14 protein-coding genes are annotated in these 14,918 nt (G+C 73.0%); all 14 read left to right on the plus strand.

Annotated features, from left to right (window positions below; all coding sequences use genetic code 11):
• Nucleotides 1–409 precede the first annotated feature (409 nt).
• The 14 genes from SOM13_RS11275 to SOM13_RS11340 all read left to right on the plus strand — a co-directional run bounded on the left by SOM13_RS11275 (nucleotide 410) and on the right by SOM13_RS11340 (nucleotide 14,903).
• Entirely contained in the window at nucleotides 410–754 is a 345-nt protein-coding gene (locus SOM13_RS11275; protein WP_192060997.1) for a flagellar basal body rod protein FlgB, read from the plus strand.
• On the plus strand, nucleotides 754–1,149 hold the full coding sequence (locus SOM13_RS11280; RefSeq protein WP_192060998.1) for a flagellar basal body rod protein FlgC: 396 nt from the start codon (nucleotides 754–756) through the stop codon (nucleotides 1,147–1,149). The genes SOM13_RS11275 and SOM13_RS11280 overlap by 1 nt, the downstream gene beginning before the upstream one ends.
• Nucleotides 1,149–1,517, plus strand: coding sequence for a flagellar hook-basal body complex protein FliE (gene fliE / locus SOM13_RS11285; protein ID WP_192060999.1), 369 nt, complete (start codon nucleotides 1,149–1,151; stop codon nucleotides 1,515–1,517). Before SOM13_RS11280 ends, fliE begins: the two co-directional genes overlap by 1 nt.
• Nucleotides 1,517–3,196 carry a flagellar basal-body MS-ring/collar protein FliF gene (fliF, locus tag SOM13_RS11290; RefSeq protein ID WP_320479774.1) on the plus strand — a complete coding sequence of 560 codons (1,680 nt, stop codon included), beginning with the start codon at nucleotides 1,517–1,519 and terminating at the stop codon, nucleotides 3,194–3,196. Before fliE ends, fliF begins: the two co-directional genes overlap by 1 nt.
• Nucleotides 3,193–4,242, plus strand: coding sequence for a flagellar motor switch protein FliG (fliG, locus tag SOM13_RS11295; RefSeq protein WP_320479775.1), 1,050 nt, complete (start codon nucleotides 3,193–3,195; stop codon nucleotides 4,240–4,242). The genes fliF and fliG overlap by 4 nt, the downstream gene beginning before the upstream one ends.
• A gap of 153 nt (nucleotides 4,243–4,395) precedes the next feature.
• The gene (locus SOM13_RS11300) at nucleotides 4,396–5,202 is read left to right on the plus strand and encodes a hypothetical protein (protein WP_320479776.1); all 807 of its coding nucleotides are present in this window, start codon (nucleotides 4,396–4,398) and stop codon (nucleotides 5,200–5,202) included.
• Nucleotides 5,199–6,626: a FliI/YscN family ATPase gene (locus SOM13_RS11305; protein ID WP_320479777.1), complete on the plus strand. Its 1,428-nt coding sequence runs from the start codon at nucleotides 5,199–5,201 to the stop codon at nucleotides 6,624–6,626. The genes SOM13_RS11300 and SOM13_RS11305 overlap by 4 nt, the downstream gene beginning before the upstream one ends.
• Nucleotides 6,626–7,045, plus strand: a complete 420-nt coding sequence (locus SOM13_RS11310; RefSeq protein ID WP_192061002.1) for a hypothetical protein — start codon at nucleotides 6,626–6,628, stop codon at nucleotides 7,043–7,045. The genes SOM13_RS11305 and SOM13_RS11310 overlap by 1 nt, the downstream gene beginning before the upstream one ends.
• On the plus strand, nucleotides 7,042–7,860 hold the full coding sequence (locus SOM13_RS11315; RefSeq protein WP_320479778.1) for a C40 family peptidase: 819 nt from the start codon (nucleotides 7,042–7,044) through the stop codon (nucleotides 7,858–7,860). The genes SOM13_RS11310 and SOM13_RS11315 overlap by 4 nt, the downstream gene beginning before the upstream one ends.
• A gap of 1,097 nt (nucleotides 7,861–8,957) precedes the next feature.
• Entirely contained in the window at nucleotides 8,958–9,722 is a 765-nt protein-coding gene (locus SOM13_RS11320) for a flagellar hook-length control protein FliK (RefSeq protein ID WP_320479779.1), read from the plus strand.
• Between the two features lie 12 nt (nucleotides 9,723–9,734).
• On the plus strand, nucleotides 9,735–10,181 hold the full coding sequence (locus tag SOM13_RS11325) for a flagellar hook assembly protein FlgD (protein WP_243215751.1): 447 nt from the start codon (nucleotides 9,735–9,737) through the stop codon (nucleotides 10,179–10,181).
• Between the two features lie 102 nt (nucleotides 10,182–10,283).
• The gene (locus SOM13_RS11330) at nucleotides 10,284–11,456 is read left to right on the plus strand and encodes a flagellar hook protein FlgE (RefSeq protein WP_320479780.1); all 1,173 of its coding nucleotides are present in this window, start codon (nucleotides 10,284–10,286) and stop codon (nucleotides 11,454–11,456) included.
• A 230-nt stretch (nucleotides 11,457–11,686) separates the two neighbouring features.
• On the plus strand, nucleotides 11,687–13,456 hold the full coding sequence (locus SOM13_RS11335; protein WP_320479781.1) for a glycosyltransferase: 1,770 nt from the start codon (nucleotides 11,687–11,689) through the stop codon (nucleotides 13,454–13,456).
• Entirely contained in the window at nucleotides 13,431–14,903 is a 1,473-nt protein-coding gene (locus SOM13_RS11340) for a hypothetical protein (protein ID WP_320479782.1), read from the plus strand. The genes SOM13_RS11335 and SOM13_RS11340 overlap by 26 nt, the downstream gene beginning before the upstream one ends.
• The last annotated feature ends 15 nt before the right edge of the window (nucleotides 14,904–14,918 follow it).

The raw sequence follows: 14,918 nt of genomic DNA on the forward strand, positions 1-14,918 counted from the left end.
CGCAAAGGGGGTGGCCGCGGCCTCGGAGGGGCCCGCTTGCGTCACTTCGATGCCGCTGCTGCGCGTCTGACGGGCGACGCGCCTCCCCGGCTCGCCCCCCCCAGCTCGTCGAAGTGACGCAAAGGGGGCGGTCGCGAGCTCGGAGGGGCCCGTTCGCGTCACTTCGATGCACCCCCCAGTACGGGGTGGGGGCTTACGGCGCGGCTCCCGACGTCGATAGAGCGACGTGAGCACGGATCGCTCGCCCACCCGGCCACGGATCGGCCCCCGCCCGACGCACGCAGCAGCACGCACGCAGCACGCAGCACGCAACACGCAGCAGCACACAGCACGCAGCAGCAGCACGCAGCAGCACGCAGCACGCACGCAGCAGCACGCACAGGGCACCTCGAACCTCCCCGGGACGGCCATGCCACTCGAATCCGTGACGCAAGCGGCGCTGCAGAGCGCCCTCGACGGTCTGTCGCTGCGCCAGAAGTCGATCGCGAACAACATCGCCAACGTGAACACGCCCGGCTACCAGGCCAAGCGCGTGCAGTTCGAGGAGGCGCTGGGCCGGTCGGTCGCGGAGGGCGGCGGGGCGGTCCAGGCGACCACGGCCCGCTCGCTCGAGCCGACGCGCACCGACGGCAGCAACGTGAACCTCGACACCGAGACGCTGTCGAACGTCGACACCGTGCTGCGGTACCAGTTCGCGACGCAGGCGATGAACTCCGAGCTGACGGCCGTGCGCGCCGCGTTCAGGACGAGCTGATGACCGCCTTCGACGCGATCGGCATCGCGAGCACCGGCCTGACCGTGCACCGCAAGTGGCTCGACGCCGTCTCGGACAACATCGCCAACGCGAACACGGTCAAGTCGATGGACGACACCGCGTTCCAGGCCCGCTACATCGAGGTGCAGGAGGGCGACGGCACCTCGGGCGTCTTCGTGAGAGCCGACCGCTACGGCAGCGAGGCCGGGCGCGTCACGTACTCGCCCGACCACCCGCTCGCCGACGCCGAGGGCTACGTGCGGATGCCCGACATCGACCTCGGCGCCCAGATGGGCGACCTGATCATGGCGCAGCGCGGCTACCAGGCCAACGCCGCTGTCGTCGACCGTGCCAAGACGGCCTACGAGGCCGCACTCCAGATCGGACGTGGCTGATGCCCCTCTCGGCGATCCAGGCTCTCGGAGCCGTCCAACCGTCCGGCTACGCCGACGCCGCCTCGCTGCTGCAGGGGGCCGGTGGCGCGTCGGGTGCCGCGGGCGCTCTCGACGCGACCGGACGAGGAGGCGCGACCAGCGCCTCCGGGGCGACCTTCGGCGCGTCGATGGCCGGTGCCGTCGAGGGCCTCCAGCAGATGCAGGGTGAGGCCAAGACCCTCGCCGTGAAGGCCGTGACCGGCGATCTGACCGACATCCACGATGCGACCATCGCGGCGACCCGCGCCCAGGTCACCCTCGAGCTCGTCAGCGCCGTCCGCAACAAGGGCGTCGACGCCTTCAACGAGATCATGAGGATGCAGGCCTGATGCCCACCGCCGTCAAGAACTCGCTCGACCGGATGCGCGCGACCCTCGCGGGCTTCTCGATCGCGCAGAAGACCATCGCGGTCATCCTGCTCGCCGCCCTCGTGCTCGGCGTCGTCGCGCTGTCCGCGTGGCTGTCGAAGCCGACCTACACGCCGCTGTTCAGCGGCGTCGACCCGGCCGACGCGAGCGCCATCGTCGAGCAGCTGCAGGCCGACGGGGTGCCGTACGAGCTGACCGCCGGCGGCAACACGATCCTCGTGCCCGAGGAGCACGTCTACCAGGAGCGCCTCACCGCCGCGGCCGCCGGTCTGCCCTCGACCGCCGGCACCGGCGGCTACACGCTGCTCGACACGATGGGTGTCACGTCGTCGGAGTTCCAGCAGGACGTCACCTACAAGCGCGCCATCGAGGGCGAGCTCGCCAACACCATCAAGGCGATGGAGGGCGTGAAGAACGCGACCGTGCAGCTCGCCATCCCCGAGGAGACCGTGTTCGTCGCCGAGCAGCGCGACCCGACGGCGTCGGTGTTCGTCGAGACGCAGGCGGGGGTCTCGCTCACCACGAAGCAGGTGCAGGCGATCGTCAACCTGACCAGCGCCTCCGTCGAGGGCATGACCCCGACCGGCGTGGCCGTCACCGACTCGACAGGCACGGTGCTCTCCGAGGTCGGCACCGGGGCGACGGGAGGAGGCGCGGGCGAGGCCGGCGAGTACGAGACGAAGGTGCAGACGGCCGTGCAGACCATGCTCGACAAGGTCGTCGGCGTCGGCAACTCGTCGGTCGTGGTCGCCGCTCAGCTGGACCAGAACTCGGGCACGCGCGTCACCGAGTCGTTCACCGAGCCCGAGAGCGGACCCCTCGCGCTGAACGAGTCGAGCACCACCGAGCAGTACGGCCCGGACGGCGCCGGCACCGGCACCGGCACCACCGGGGTGCTCGGCCCCGACAACATCGCCGTGCCCGCGGGCGGCGACGGCGAGGCCGCGACGGCCGACGGCGCCGCGGGCGACGGGTACGTCAACGAGTCGGCGACGAAGAACAACGCGGTCGACAAGGTCACCGAAACCATGAGCGTGCCGTCGGGCACGGTGGCCCGCCAGACGGTGTCCGTCGCGCTGAACGCCACGGCTGCGCAGGGCGTCAACATGCAGAGCATCCGCGATCTGGTCGACAGCGCCGCCGGGATCGACGGCGCCCGCGGCGACACCGTCGACGTGGCGATGGTCGACTTCGACACCTCGGCCGCCGCCGCCGCGCAGGAGGCGCTCGCCGCCGCCGACGCCGCCGCCGCGACGGAGGCGATGTGGTCGACGATCCGCACCGCGAGCATCGTCGGGTTCGTCGCGCTCGCCGCCATCGTCGCGCTCATCGTCTTCGCCCGCCGGAGCCGCCGTCAGGCCCGGGAGGACGTCGACCTCGGCGAGCTCGCGTCCGCGAACGCCGCCCAGACCTGGGACGCGACCATGCGTCTCGACCTGGACGCCGCCTCCGGACGCTCCATGCTCGGCGCAGACGACACGGCGACGCAGATGCTGCCCACGGTCGACGCCCCCGAGCCGTCGCCCGAGGTGCTGTCGGCCGAGCGCCGCCGCGCCGAGGTGGACGCGCTCGCCGAACGCGACCCGGCCAAGACGGCCGAGCTGCTGCGCGGCCTGATGGACCAGCGGAGCGGACTGTGACCGACCTCGTCGTGCCCTTCGCCGCCACCCCGCAGGCGCCGACCGCCCTGACGGGGCCGCAGAAGGTCGCCGTCATCCTGATGCAGATGGAGCAGAGCCGCGCCGCGACCGTCATGCAGCAGTTCAGCGAGGACGAGGCGGCGGAGATCACGACGGAGATCGTGCGGATGCGCCGGGTCGACGCCGCCGTCGCCGAGTCGACCGTGGCCGAGTTCCACGAGCTGAGCGTGTCTGGTCAGCACCAGCCGCGCGGCGGGCACGACGTCGCGATCGGCCTGCTCGAGGCCTCGTTCGGGTCGGAGCGCGCAGCCGGCGTCATGGAGCGGCTCGCGTCGAACATGGCCCGCAAGACGTTCGAGTTCCTCGACGAGGCCGACCCCGGTCAGGTCGTCGCGCTGCTCGACGGCGAACTGCCGCAGACCATCGCCCTCGTGCTCGCCCATGTGCGTCCGCCCCAGGCGTCGGCCGTGCTCGCCGGGCTCGACCTCGACGTGCGCGCCGACGTCGCCCAGGCGATCGCCACCATGGGCACCGCCACGCCCGAGGCCGTCGGGATCGTCGCGGCGACCCTCAAGATCCGGGCCGGGGCCGTCGTGGCTCCGCGCGACCAGATCGAGGTCGTCGGCGGCATCCAGCCCCTCGTCGAGATCATCAACCGCAGCGACAGCGCGACCGAGCGGGCGCTGCTCGACGGTCTCGACGCCCGCGACCCCGAGCTGGCCGAGGAGGTCAGGTCGCGGATGCTCACCTTCGAGGACATCGTCCGACTCGAGACGCGCGACATCCAGCAGGTGCTGCGCGGCATCGACGCGGCCGTGCTCGCCCTGGCGATGAAGGGCGCGCCGTCGGCCGTGACCGAGGTCATCCGCGGCAACGTGTCGGCCCGCAACGCCGAGCTGCTCGACGACGAGCTGGCCTCGCTCGGACCGGTGCGCCGGTCGCAGGTCGAGGAGGCGCGGGCCGAGGTCGTCCGCGCCATCCGCGAACTCGAGGCGCTCGGCTCGATCACCGTGCACCGCGCCGACGACGACGCCCTGGTCGAGTAGCCCGGCCACCCACCGCGGCCCCCCTTCGGGGCTGCTCCTAACGCCGGCCCGCCCGCGGTCGAGAGTCGCAGCTGAGCACGGATCGCTCACCTCACCCCGGCCACGGATCGGCCGTCGTCCTCGAACGCCGAACGGCCCGTGATGCTCGATTCCGTGATAGACCCCCCGGCCTCCGCGCCGGGCTCCGTCGCGCGTGTCGTGTATCCGACCATCGCCGGTCCGGGGTCCGACCGCGCCGCCGCCCGCGACGCCGACGACGTGCGCGCCGAGGCCCGGGGCCACGCCGCCGGGTACGCCGCGGGTCTCCGCGCCGCCGAGCTCGAACTCGCCGCGCGCCGTGCCGCCCTCGAGGCCGAGCACGCCGAGCTGCACGAGCGGTTGATGGCGCACGGCATCGCCGCGGCGGACATCCTGGTCACGGCCGCGAGGGCGCTGGACGCCCGCGTGGTCCAGTCGGTCTCCGACGCCGAGGAGATGCTGGTCGCCACCGCATTCGACCTCGCGGAGGCGGTGGTCGGCTACGAAGTCCGAGCCTCCGAGCCCTCGGCGGACGCGCCCGCGGCGGACGCGTCAACGGCGGACGACCCGTCGACGGACGATGCTTCGACGGACGAGCCGTCGGTGGACGAGCCCGCGAGCCCCGGAGACCCCGATCCCCGCGCCGGACGCACCGCCCGGGCCGCCGTCGCGCGCGCCCTCGCCGGAGCGGACGGGAGCGTCGTGACCACCCTCCGGCTGCACCCGCTCGATCTGGCGCTCCTCGACGAATCGACCCGCGCCTCCTCGGCTCCGGGGGTCGTCTTCGCCGCGGATCCGTCGCTCGGACGGGGCGACGCCGAGGCCGATCTGCCGGCCGGGCTGATCGACGCCCGTCTCGACACGGCGCTCGCCCGCGCGCGACAGGCCCTGCTGGGCGCGCCCGCGGACACCCCGACGTCCACGACCGGAGCGGCCTCGTGACCGCGCCGACCGCCCTGGCGAGCGCCCCCGTCGCCCGCGTCGCACCCGCACCCGCCCGCGTCGCCCCCGCCCCTGCCCGAGTCGCCCAGGCCCGCGTCGCGCAGACCCGCGTCGCGGCCGCCCGCGCCGCCGCCCGCCCGCAGCGCGTCGGCCGGGTCAGCACCGCCGTCGGTCTCGGCATCACGATCGTCGGTCTCGACGCCGCGGTCGGCGACATCGTCAGCGTCGGCGACGCGACCGACGGTTCGAACCTCGCCGAGGTCGTCGCGACGACGCCCGACGGCGTCCGCTGCATGCCGCTCGGCAGGCTCGCCGGGATCACCTCGGGCACTCCGGCGCGCTCGACCGGGCGCCCGCTGCTCGTCCCGACCGGTGCCGGGCTGTTCGGCCGCGTGCTCGACGGCCTCGGTCGTCCGATCGACGGAAGGGGTCCGCTGGTCGGCCTCGGCGGCGGCCCCGTCGATCTCGTGCCGCTCGACCACGCGACCCCCTCCGCGATGCACCGGGCGCGCATCGACACGCCGCTGCAGCTCGGCGTCCGCGTGCTCGACACCCTGACGACCGTGGGCCGAGGTCAGCGCGTGGGGCTGTTCGCCGGGTCGGGCGTCGGCAAGTCGTCGCTGCTGTCGATGATCGCGCGCGGCTCCGACGCCGAGGTCAGCGTGATCGCCCTCGTCGGCGAGCGCGGCAGGGAGGTGCGCGAGTTCCTCGAGGACGACCTCGGCCCCGAGGGTCTCGCCCGCTCGATCGTCGTCGTCTCGACCAGCGACGAGCCGGCCCTCATGCGTCTGCGCGCGGCCTTCGTCGCGACGCGCATCGCCGAGTCGTTCCGTGACGCGGGCTCCGACGTGATGCTGATGATGGACTCGCTGACGCGCGTCGCGATGGCGCAGCGCGAGATCGGGCTGTCGGTGGGCGAGCCCCCGGCGACGCGCGGCTACCCGCCGTCGACGTTCTCGGTGCTCGCGGGGCTGCTCGAGCGCGCCGGCACCGATCGGGTCGGGTCGGTGACGGGCATGTACACGGTGCTGGTCGACGGCGACGACCACAACGAGCCGATCGCCGACGCGGCCCGCAGCATCCTCGACGGCCATGTCGTGCTCGACCGGAAGCTGGCCGTGACCGGGCACTTCCCGTCGGTCGACGCGCTCGGCTCGGTGTCGCGCGTGGCGTCGAAGGTGACGAGTCCGCCGCAGCGCGCCGCCGCGACGGTGCTGCGCAAGGTGATGGCCGCGCGTCGGGCCGCTCAGGATCTGCTCGACGTCGGCGCCTATCAGCGCGGGGCGAACCCGCTGGTCGATGCGGCCGTCGACAACCAGTCGGCCATCGACGCGTTCCTGCAGCAGGGCATGGACGAGCGGTCTACGTCGGCCGACTCGTGGAACCGCCTCGCGCAGCTGACCTCCCGGCTCGGGGGTGCCTGATGGCGCGCGTCTTCTCGCTGATCGGGCTGCTCCGACTGCGTCATGCCCAGCAGGGTCAGGCGGCGGCCACGTTGGCCGATGCGAACGAGCGGCTGCGCGAGGCGTCCGATCGTCGCATGGCGGCGCGTCGCACCCTCGACGACGGTCCGGTCGAGGTCTCCGACGCCGCGATGCTCAGTGCGATCGCGGCCTCGCGGGCGTCGACGCGGGGGATGCTCTCCGAGCTCGACGCCGTCGCCGAGCGTCGTCGTGCTGAGGCCGACGAGGCGCAGCGGGCCTTCAACGAGGCGCGCCGTGCCGCCCTGGCGCTCGAGAAGCTCGAGGCGCAGCACGCCGCGACGACCGCCGCCGACGATCTCCGGGCCGAGCAGACCGTGCTCGACGAGATCGCATCGCAGAGCCGAGGAGGCGCGACATGAGTCCCGTGAGCGAGGTCCTGTCCCGGATCGACGACATCAGATCGCAGCTGGAGCAGGTCCGTGCGGGCCGTGCGGGTCTGATCGACGCGACCGGCGCCTCCGGGTCGTCGGCCGATCGGGCCGCGTCGGCGTCGGCGTTCGCGTCGGCGCTGTCGGCGACCGGTTCGACGCTCGGCTCCGCGGGGTCGGCTGCGGCGGCCGCGGCCGCTCTCGGTCTGACGGGTGCGGGTGCGGCGGGTCCGTCGGCGACGGGTGCCGGGGCGGCTGGGGCGACCACCGCCTCCGTCGATGCCGTGAAGGGAGCCGTCGCGTCGGGCAGCGGGGCCTCCGGGGCCGATGTGGTCTCGGGTGCCGAGAAGTACCTCGGGGTGCCGTACGTCTTCGGGGGAGAGGACCGCAGCGGGATGGACTGCTCGGGTCTCGTGCAGACCGTGTTCAAGGAGCTCGGTGTCGCGATGCCGCGCGTCGTGCCCGACCAGGCGCGGATGGGTGCGGAGGTCGGCTCGCTCGCCGATGCGCGGCCGGGCGACCTGCTCGTGGCGAAGGGCGAGGGGCACATCGTGATCTACGTCGGGGACGGCAAGGTGCTGCACGCGCCTCGCCCCGGCAAGGACGTCCAGATCGTCGACAACTGGTACAGCGACGCCGACCTGTCGACGATCCGTCGCGTCGTCCCGGCGACCGGGGCGGCGGGTGCGGTGTCGGCCGGAGCCGCGGGGGTCGGTGCGGCGGGGTCCGGTGCGGCGGCGTTCGCCGGGACCGACATGACGACCGCGGCGCTGCAGCAGCTCATGCGGGCTGGGGGTGCCTCGTGAGCGGTCTGCGCACCCTGCCGTTCGTCGCGGCACCGGCCGATGGTGCGGCGTCGAGTCGTGCGCGCGCCGGAGTCTCCGCCGCGGGCCGGGCGACCGACGTCGTGTTCGGAGCGGCGATGCTCTCGGCCGGTGCTGCGGGTGCCGCTGAAGCTGCCGGTGCCTCGTCATCCGACGCGCCCTCCGCCGGAACGACCCGAGGAGGCGCGACCCCCGACCGCCCGGACGTCGCCAGTCCCCGCCGCCCGGACGGCGCGACCCCCGACGCCCCGGCTCCAGACCTCGCCGTGCCTACCCCGTCGATCCCACCGACCGTCGTCCCCGCCCCCGCCCCCGCCCCCGCCCCCGCCGCCGCCCCCGCCGCGGTCTTGCCCGCTGCCCTCGTGTCTGCGCCGTCCGTGCCGGAAGCATCGTCGACTTCGGCTATTACGTATGCAGGCGTAATGCCTCCGCCCGCGGGCGCCGCACCCACCGCGGTTTCGGCAGCTTCCCTCGTGTCTGCGCCGTCCGTGCCGGGAGCATCGCCGACTTCGGCTATTACGTATGAAGGCGTAACGCCTCCGCCCGCGGGCGCCGCACCCACCGCGGTTTCGGCAGCTGCCCTCGTGTCTGCGCCGCCCGCGCCGGGAGCATCATCGACATCAACATCGGCCAGTACGCATGCAGGCGTAGTAGCTGATCTCACCGACACCTCGGCTCCCGGAGCGCCCGCCGCGGCCCCGGCAGCTGCCCTCGTGTCCGCGTCGCCCGCTCCGGGAACATCCTCGATGTCGGCTATTACGCAAGCAGGCGTAACAGCGGATCTCGCCGGCACCCTTGCCCCGGGAGCGCTCGCCGCGGTCGCCACCGCTCCGACTGCCTCCGTCGCCGCGCTTCCTCTCGCCGGGGCCGCTACGCATGCAGGCGTAATAGCCGACGCGAGCGCACCTTCGGCCCCGGCCCCGGCCCCGACCTCGGTCTCGTCGACCACCGACCCCGTCGCGGGCCCTGCAGCACTCGGGGCGTCGACCTCGCCTGCCGCCGCACCCGCGACGCCGCCTGCCACCGCACCCGCGACGCCGTCCGCCGCCGCACCCGCGACGCCGCCCAGCGCCGCACCGATGACGACGCCCGCCCCCGCCGACGCATCTCCCTCCCCGTCGCTCGGCGCACCCGTGTCGCTCACGGCGGCTGCGGACTCGTCGGAAGTCGCACCTCCTGCCTCCTCCACGCCCGCGCCTGCGACTGCGACCGGGTCCGCGCAGGCCGCCGCCCTGCCTCCGGCGCTCCCCTCCGCGATGCCCGCGCCGGCGATGCCCGGGCCCGGCACGGCGACCGCTCCGGCGCAGACCCCCGCCGCCCCGCAGACACCCGCCCCGCTCGGCCAGCAGCTCGCCCGCCCCCTGTTCTCGCTCGCCTCGGCAGGCCGCGGCACCCACACGGTGACGGTGACCGTCGCCCCCGAGGCGCTCGGCCCCGTCACGGTGCGAGCCCACGTGTCGTCCGCCGGGATGCAGGTCGAGATGTTCGCCGGCTCCGACGCGGCGCGCGACGCCGTGCGGGCGATCATCCCCGATCTCCGACGCGACATGGGAGGCGCGGGTCTTCAGGTCGGCATCGACCTGTCGAGCCAGAACCAGCCCTCCGACGCGCGCACCCAGAGCACCGGGGCGCAGCCCGGCCAGTCCGGCCAATCGAGCCAGCCCGGCGACCCCGGCCAGCCCGGTCGATCGGGCACCCCCGGCCAGCCCGGCCAGACACCCGCCCCCGGCACCCGCCGCCCCGCGGTCGACGCCCTCGACCCGGTCGACGCCCTCGACCCGACCGCCGCGGTCGACCCGACCCGCACCTCCCTCCTCTCGACGTCCCTCGACGTCCTGGCCTGAACGGACTCCGACATGCCCTCGATCGACCAGATCAGCGGAAGCGTCGACGCCGCGAGCGCCGCCGCGGCCCTCGCCAACTCGAACGCCGCGTCGCGCACCCCGAAGCAGAGCATGGACAGCGAGATGTTCATGCAGCTGCTCGTCTCGCAGCTCAAGAACCAGGATCCGTCGTCGCCGATGGACACGAACGCCATGATCGGCCAGACGACCCAGCTCGCGATGATGGAGCAGATCACCAACCAGACCACGACGGCCACCGAGGGTTTCTCGCTGCAGATGCGCATCGCCGCGTCGAACCTCGTCGGTCGCGAGGTCAGCTACACGGGCGCCGACGGCAAGCCGGTCACCGGCACGGCGACCAGCGTCTCGTTCGCCGACGCCGTCCCCCGGGTCACGGTCGCCGGGAAGGAGGTCGCGTTGGATCTCATCTCCGGCATCTCCGCGACGACCTCGCCCTGACCCGCCTCACGCCCTGACCCGCTTCACGCCCTCGGCCCGCCTCACGCGCTCGGCCCCCCTCACGCTCTCGACCCCCTCTTCTCCTCTCGAAAGGCAGCACTCATGCTCCGCTCGCTCTACTCCGGCATCTCCGGCCTCCGCTCGCACCAGACCATGCTCGACGTCACGGGCAACAACATCGCCAACGTCAACACCTCGGGCTTCAAGGCGTCGACCACGCAGTTCCAGGACACGCTGTCGCAGATGACCCAGGGCGCCGGCGGCCCGCAGACCGGCGTCGGCGGCACCAACCCGGCGCAGGTCGGTCTCGGCGTGCAGGTCGCGGGCATCTCGACGAACTTCGCGCAGGGCTCGGCGCAGGCCACCGGCAAGGCCACCGACCTGATGATCTCGGGTGACGGATTCTTCGTCACGCGGCTCGGCAACGACACCGTCTACACGCGCGCCGGGTCGTTCGACTTCGACGCCCAGGGGCGTCTGACCTCGGCCGACGGCAAGCTCGTCCAGGGCTACTCGGCCACGAACGGCGTCGTGAACGAAGGAGGTGCGGTGGGCGACATCACGCTGCCCCTGAACGGCGCCGCACCCGCCGTCCAGACGACGACGGCGACCCTCGGCGGCAACCTGCCCTCCGACACCGCGATCGGCGGCGTCGTCCGTCGCGACACGAAGGTCTACGACGCGGCCGGCAACGAGAGCACCCTCTCGCTGACCTTCACGCGCACCGCGCAGGGCTGGGCCGTCGAGGGCCAGAACGGCACGGCTCGGGGCACGGCGACGCTCGGTTTCACGGCGACCGGCGGCTCGACCGGCAACACGGCGCTCACCGTCGGCGGCGTCTCCGTCGCCCTCGGCGGCATCACCGGCTTCGCCGCGCTCAACACCGTCGGCGTCACCGACCAGAACGGCCGGGAGGCCGGCACGCTGCAGGGCTTCTCGCTCTCGAAGGACGGCACGCTCGTCGGCCAGTTCAGCAACGGCGAGTCGCTGGCCGTCGGTCGCATCGCGCTCGCCACGTTCGCCAACGCCGGCGGTCTCGAGAAGGCCGGCGGGTCGGGCTACCGCGCGACGGCGAACTCGGGCGACGCTCGCATCGGCGCTCCCGGCTCGCCCGGAGTCGGCTCGCTCGCCAGCGGCACGCTCGAGATGAGCAACGTCGACCTGTCGCAGGAGTTCACCAACCTGATCGTCGCGCAGCGCGGCTTCCAGGCGAACGCCCGCATCATCACCACCTCCGACGAGGTGCTGCAGGAGCTGACGAACCTCAAGCGCTGACCCGTGAGCCGGTGCCGGCCCCGCAACGGGGGTCGGCTCCGGCATGGGTGCCGGCCCCGCAACGGGGGTCGGCTCCGGCACCAGGGCGACCGCCTCGGCGACGCGACATTCGCTCCGCGGCCAGCCCGCGCCTCCTCGGGCCCCGTCGCGGACCCCAGTTCTGGTCACAACGGGGCGGGCGGCCTCATCGGGGGGTGCCGTGTCCTCATTTCCGAGGACACGCTGAGGGCATGGCCCCCGACCCGACCCGCCCGTCGACGAGCGACGCCGACCGCACGGATCCGCCGCTCGACACCGCCGAAGAAGCCGACACCGCCGACACCGCCGACACCGCCGACACCCTCGACACCCTCGACACCGAGACGGCCCGCTTCGACCGCGACCTCGTGCGGTCGGGTTCGGGGCAGCGGTACATCGCCGAAGACTGGATGCCCGTGCACCGGCGTCGAGACGGCAGCGTGCTGGTCGCGACGGCGCGGCGTCCGACCCCCGACCGGCAGGCGGATCTCGAGGCCGAGCTCGGCGCCCCCGTGGAGTTCCGGGTGGCCTCGACCTGGGGCATCAAGGACGCGACGCTGCGGGTCTTCGACGACATCGTCGCCGACAGCGCGGCCAACGACCTGTACCGGGCGAACCCGGCGCTCTCGGCCCGCGTGGTGTTCTCGCGCGGTCAGAAGATCGGCGGGGCGGTGCTCGGGGTCGTGATGCTCGCGGCGGCCGTGCTCGCTCCGGCCGTCCTGGCCAGCACGCTGATCGCGATCGTCAGCGTGGTGTTCCTCCTCGGCACCGGCTTCAAGTTCGTCGTCGCGATGCGGGGCGCCCGGTTCGACGTGGTCGAGCGGATCACCGACGCCGAGGTCGCCGCGCTCGACGACGCCGACCTGCCGCGGTACACCGTGCTCGTGCCGGTGTTCCGTGAGGCGAACATCGTGGCGCAGCTGATCGACAACCTCGGCGGGCTCGACTACCCGCTCGAGAAGCTCGAGGTGCTCATCCTCATCGAGGAGGAGGACGACGCCACCCGCGACGCGATCGCCGCCGCCGACCCGCCGGCGCACTTCCACGTCGTCACCGTGCCGAAGGGGCACCCGCAGACGAAGCCGCGCGCCTGCAACGTCGGTCTCTATCTCGCGTCGGGCGAGTTCCTCGTGATCTACGACGCGGAGGACACCCCCGACCCCGATCAGCTGAAGAAGGCCGTCATCGCCTTCGAGCGCGGCGGCGAGCGCACCGTCTGCGTCCAGGCGGCGCTGAACTACTTCAACGCCACCGAGAACGCGCTGACCCGCATGTTCACGCTCGAGTACAGCTACTGGTTCGACTACATGCTGGCCGGGCTCGACCACGCCGACCTGCCCATCCCGCTCGGCGGCACGTCGAACCACTTCCGCACCGAGGCTCTCGTCGGGCTCGGCGGCTGGGACCCGTACAACGTCACCGAAGACGCCGACCTGGGCATCCGCGCGAGCGCCCTCGGCTACCGCGTGGGCGTCATCAACTCGACGACGATGGAGGAGGCCAACACCTCCATCCCGAACTTCGTGCGTCAGCGCAGCCGGTGGATCAAGGGCTACATGCAGACCACGCTCGTGCACGCGCGCCGGCCGCTGCGGCTGATCCGTCAGATCGGGCTCGTCCGCTTCGCGTCGTTCGCGCTGCTGATCGGCGGCACCCCGGCGACGTTCCTGGGCGTGCTGCCCTCGTACATCGGCACCGTCGTCGCGCTGCTGCTGCCGTCGGAGTGGCTCGCGGCGGTGTTCCCCGCCTGGGTGCTCTGGATCTGCCTGTTCAACTTCGTCATCGGCAACGGGATCATGGTCTACCTCTCGATGATGGGCCCCTACAAGCGGGGCACCTTCCACCTGATCCACTGGGCGCTGCTCAACCCCGTCTACTGGATCCTCCACTCCGTCGCGTCGTACAAGGCGCTGGCCCAGCTGCTGACCCGACCGCACTACTGGGAGAAGACCGAGCATGGCCTCACCACGCACTCGTCCTGAGGCCGACGAGCACGGCACGGGACCCGCAGGAGGCGCGGCGACGGCAGACGGGGTCGCTCCGGTCGCCGAGGCGGTCGCGACCGCCGCCCCGACCCGCGCCTCCTCGGTGGACCTCGGGCTGACGCTGCCGCCGCTGCGGCGACCCGCCCCGCAGCAGCGACCCGTGCCGCAGCAACGACCTGAGCCGCAGCAGCGATCCGTCCCGCTGCAGCGACCGGTCCCGGTGCAGCGACCCGCGCCTCCTGAGGCATCGGTCGGGCGACCGCGCGGCACGGCCCGCGCGCTCGCGTTGCGCGAGCTCGTCCAGGAGCGCCGTCTCGCGTCGGTGCTCGCCGGCATGACGCACTCGGCGTTCCCGCGCACCCTCGCCGGGCGCACCGCGATGCGGCTGCTGCTGGCGGCGCCCTTCGTGATCGTCGCGGTGCTGCTCGAGGTCGGGGGAGTGTCCGAATCCGTGTCGGCGAACGTCCTGCTCGTGGCCCGGACCGCGACCGTCGACTGGACGGGGTCGGGGGCCGCCTGGCTGGGCGACACGTTCCCGCCCATCACGGGTGTGGTCGCGGCGATCACCCCGGGAGGCGCGTTCGGCCTGTCGATCGTGGGAGCCCTCTGCGCCGGCGTCGTCGTGCACGCGATGATCGAGCTGATGGTGCAGCGGGGCTTCCACGCGTCGACCGTCACGGCGCTGACGCTCGCCCTCGTCGCGAACCCGCTGTTCTTCTTCCTGGCGACCGAGAACCTGCCGGCGTTCCTCGGCATCGCGTTCTTCGGGCTCGCGATGACCGACGTCGTCCGGTTCGTGACGTACCGCAACACGCAGTCCGGGTTCCGGGCCGGCATCCTGCTGATGCTCGCGACACTCACCGACCCCAACGGGCTGCTCTACGCGACGGCCGCGGTGCTGACGGTGCCGTTCCTGACGCACGGGCGGCATCAGGTCGGCGTGCACCGGGCGCATGCGCTGGTGCTGGTGTTCCCGACGCTGTCGGCGCTCGCCGCCCTGATGTTCGTGCAGTGGAGCTTCGGCGGCGACCCCCTCGGGGCGTTCCGCAGCGTGCTCGACTACGACGCCTCGCGCTGGCCGATCTTCTGGTCGCTGTTCACGACGCCGTTCGGCCTGCTGCTGCTCGCACCCGTGGCCAGCGCATGGTTGATGACCACCGTGGTGCGGCGCCTCGCGGGAGGTGTGGTCGGGACGCTCCTGCTGGCGGCGGTGCTGCTCGGATTCGTGATCGGCACGGTCCCGATGAACTCGGCGGGCAACACCTTCGTGCTCGTGACCCTGGCCGCGATCGCCCTCGTGCCGCCGTCGACCACGGTGCCGCGGATCGCCTTGGCCAACGTGATGGCGCTGCTCCAGCTGACGATCGCCATCGCCGCGGCCCTGCAGCGCGACGTGGTCGTGCAGTGGATGGACACCGTGCTGAGGTCGCTCGGCCTGACGTGACCGGGGTGATGCGCT

The organism is Frigoribacterium sp. CFBP9030 (assembly GCF_034045195.1).
Classification (GTDB): Bacteria; Actinomycetota; Actinomycetes; order Actinomycetales; family Microbacteriaceae; genus Frigoribacterium.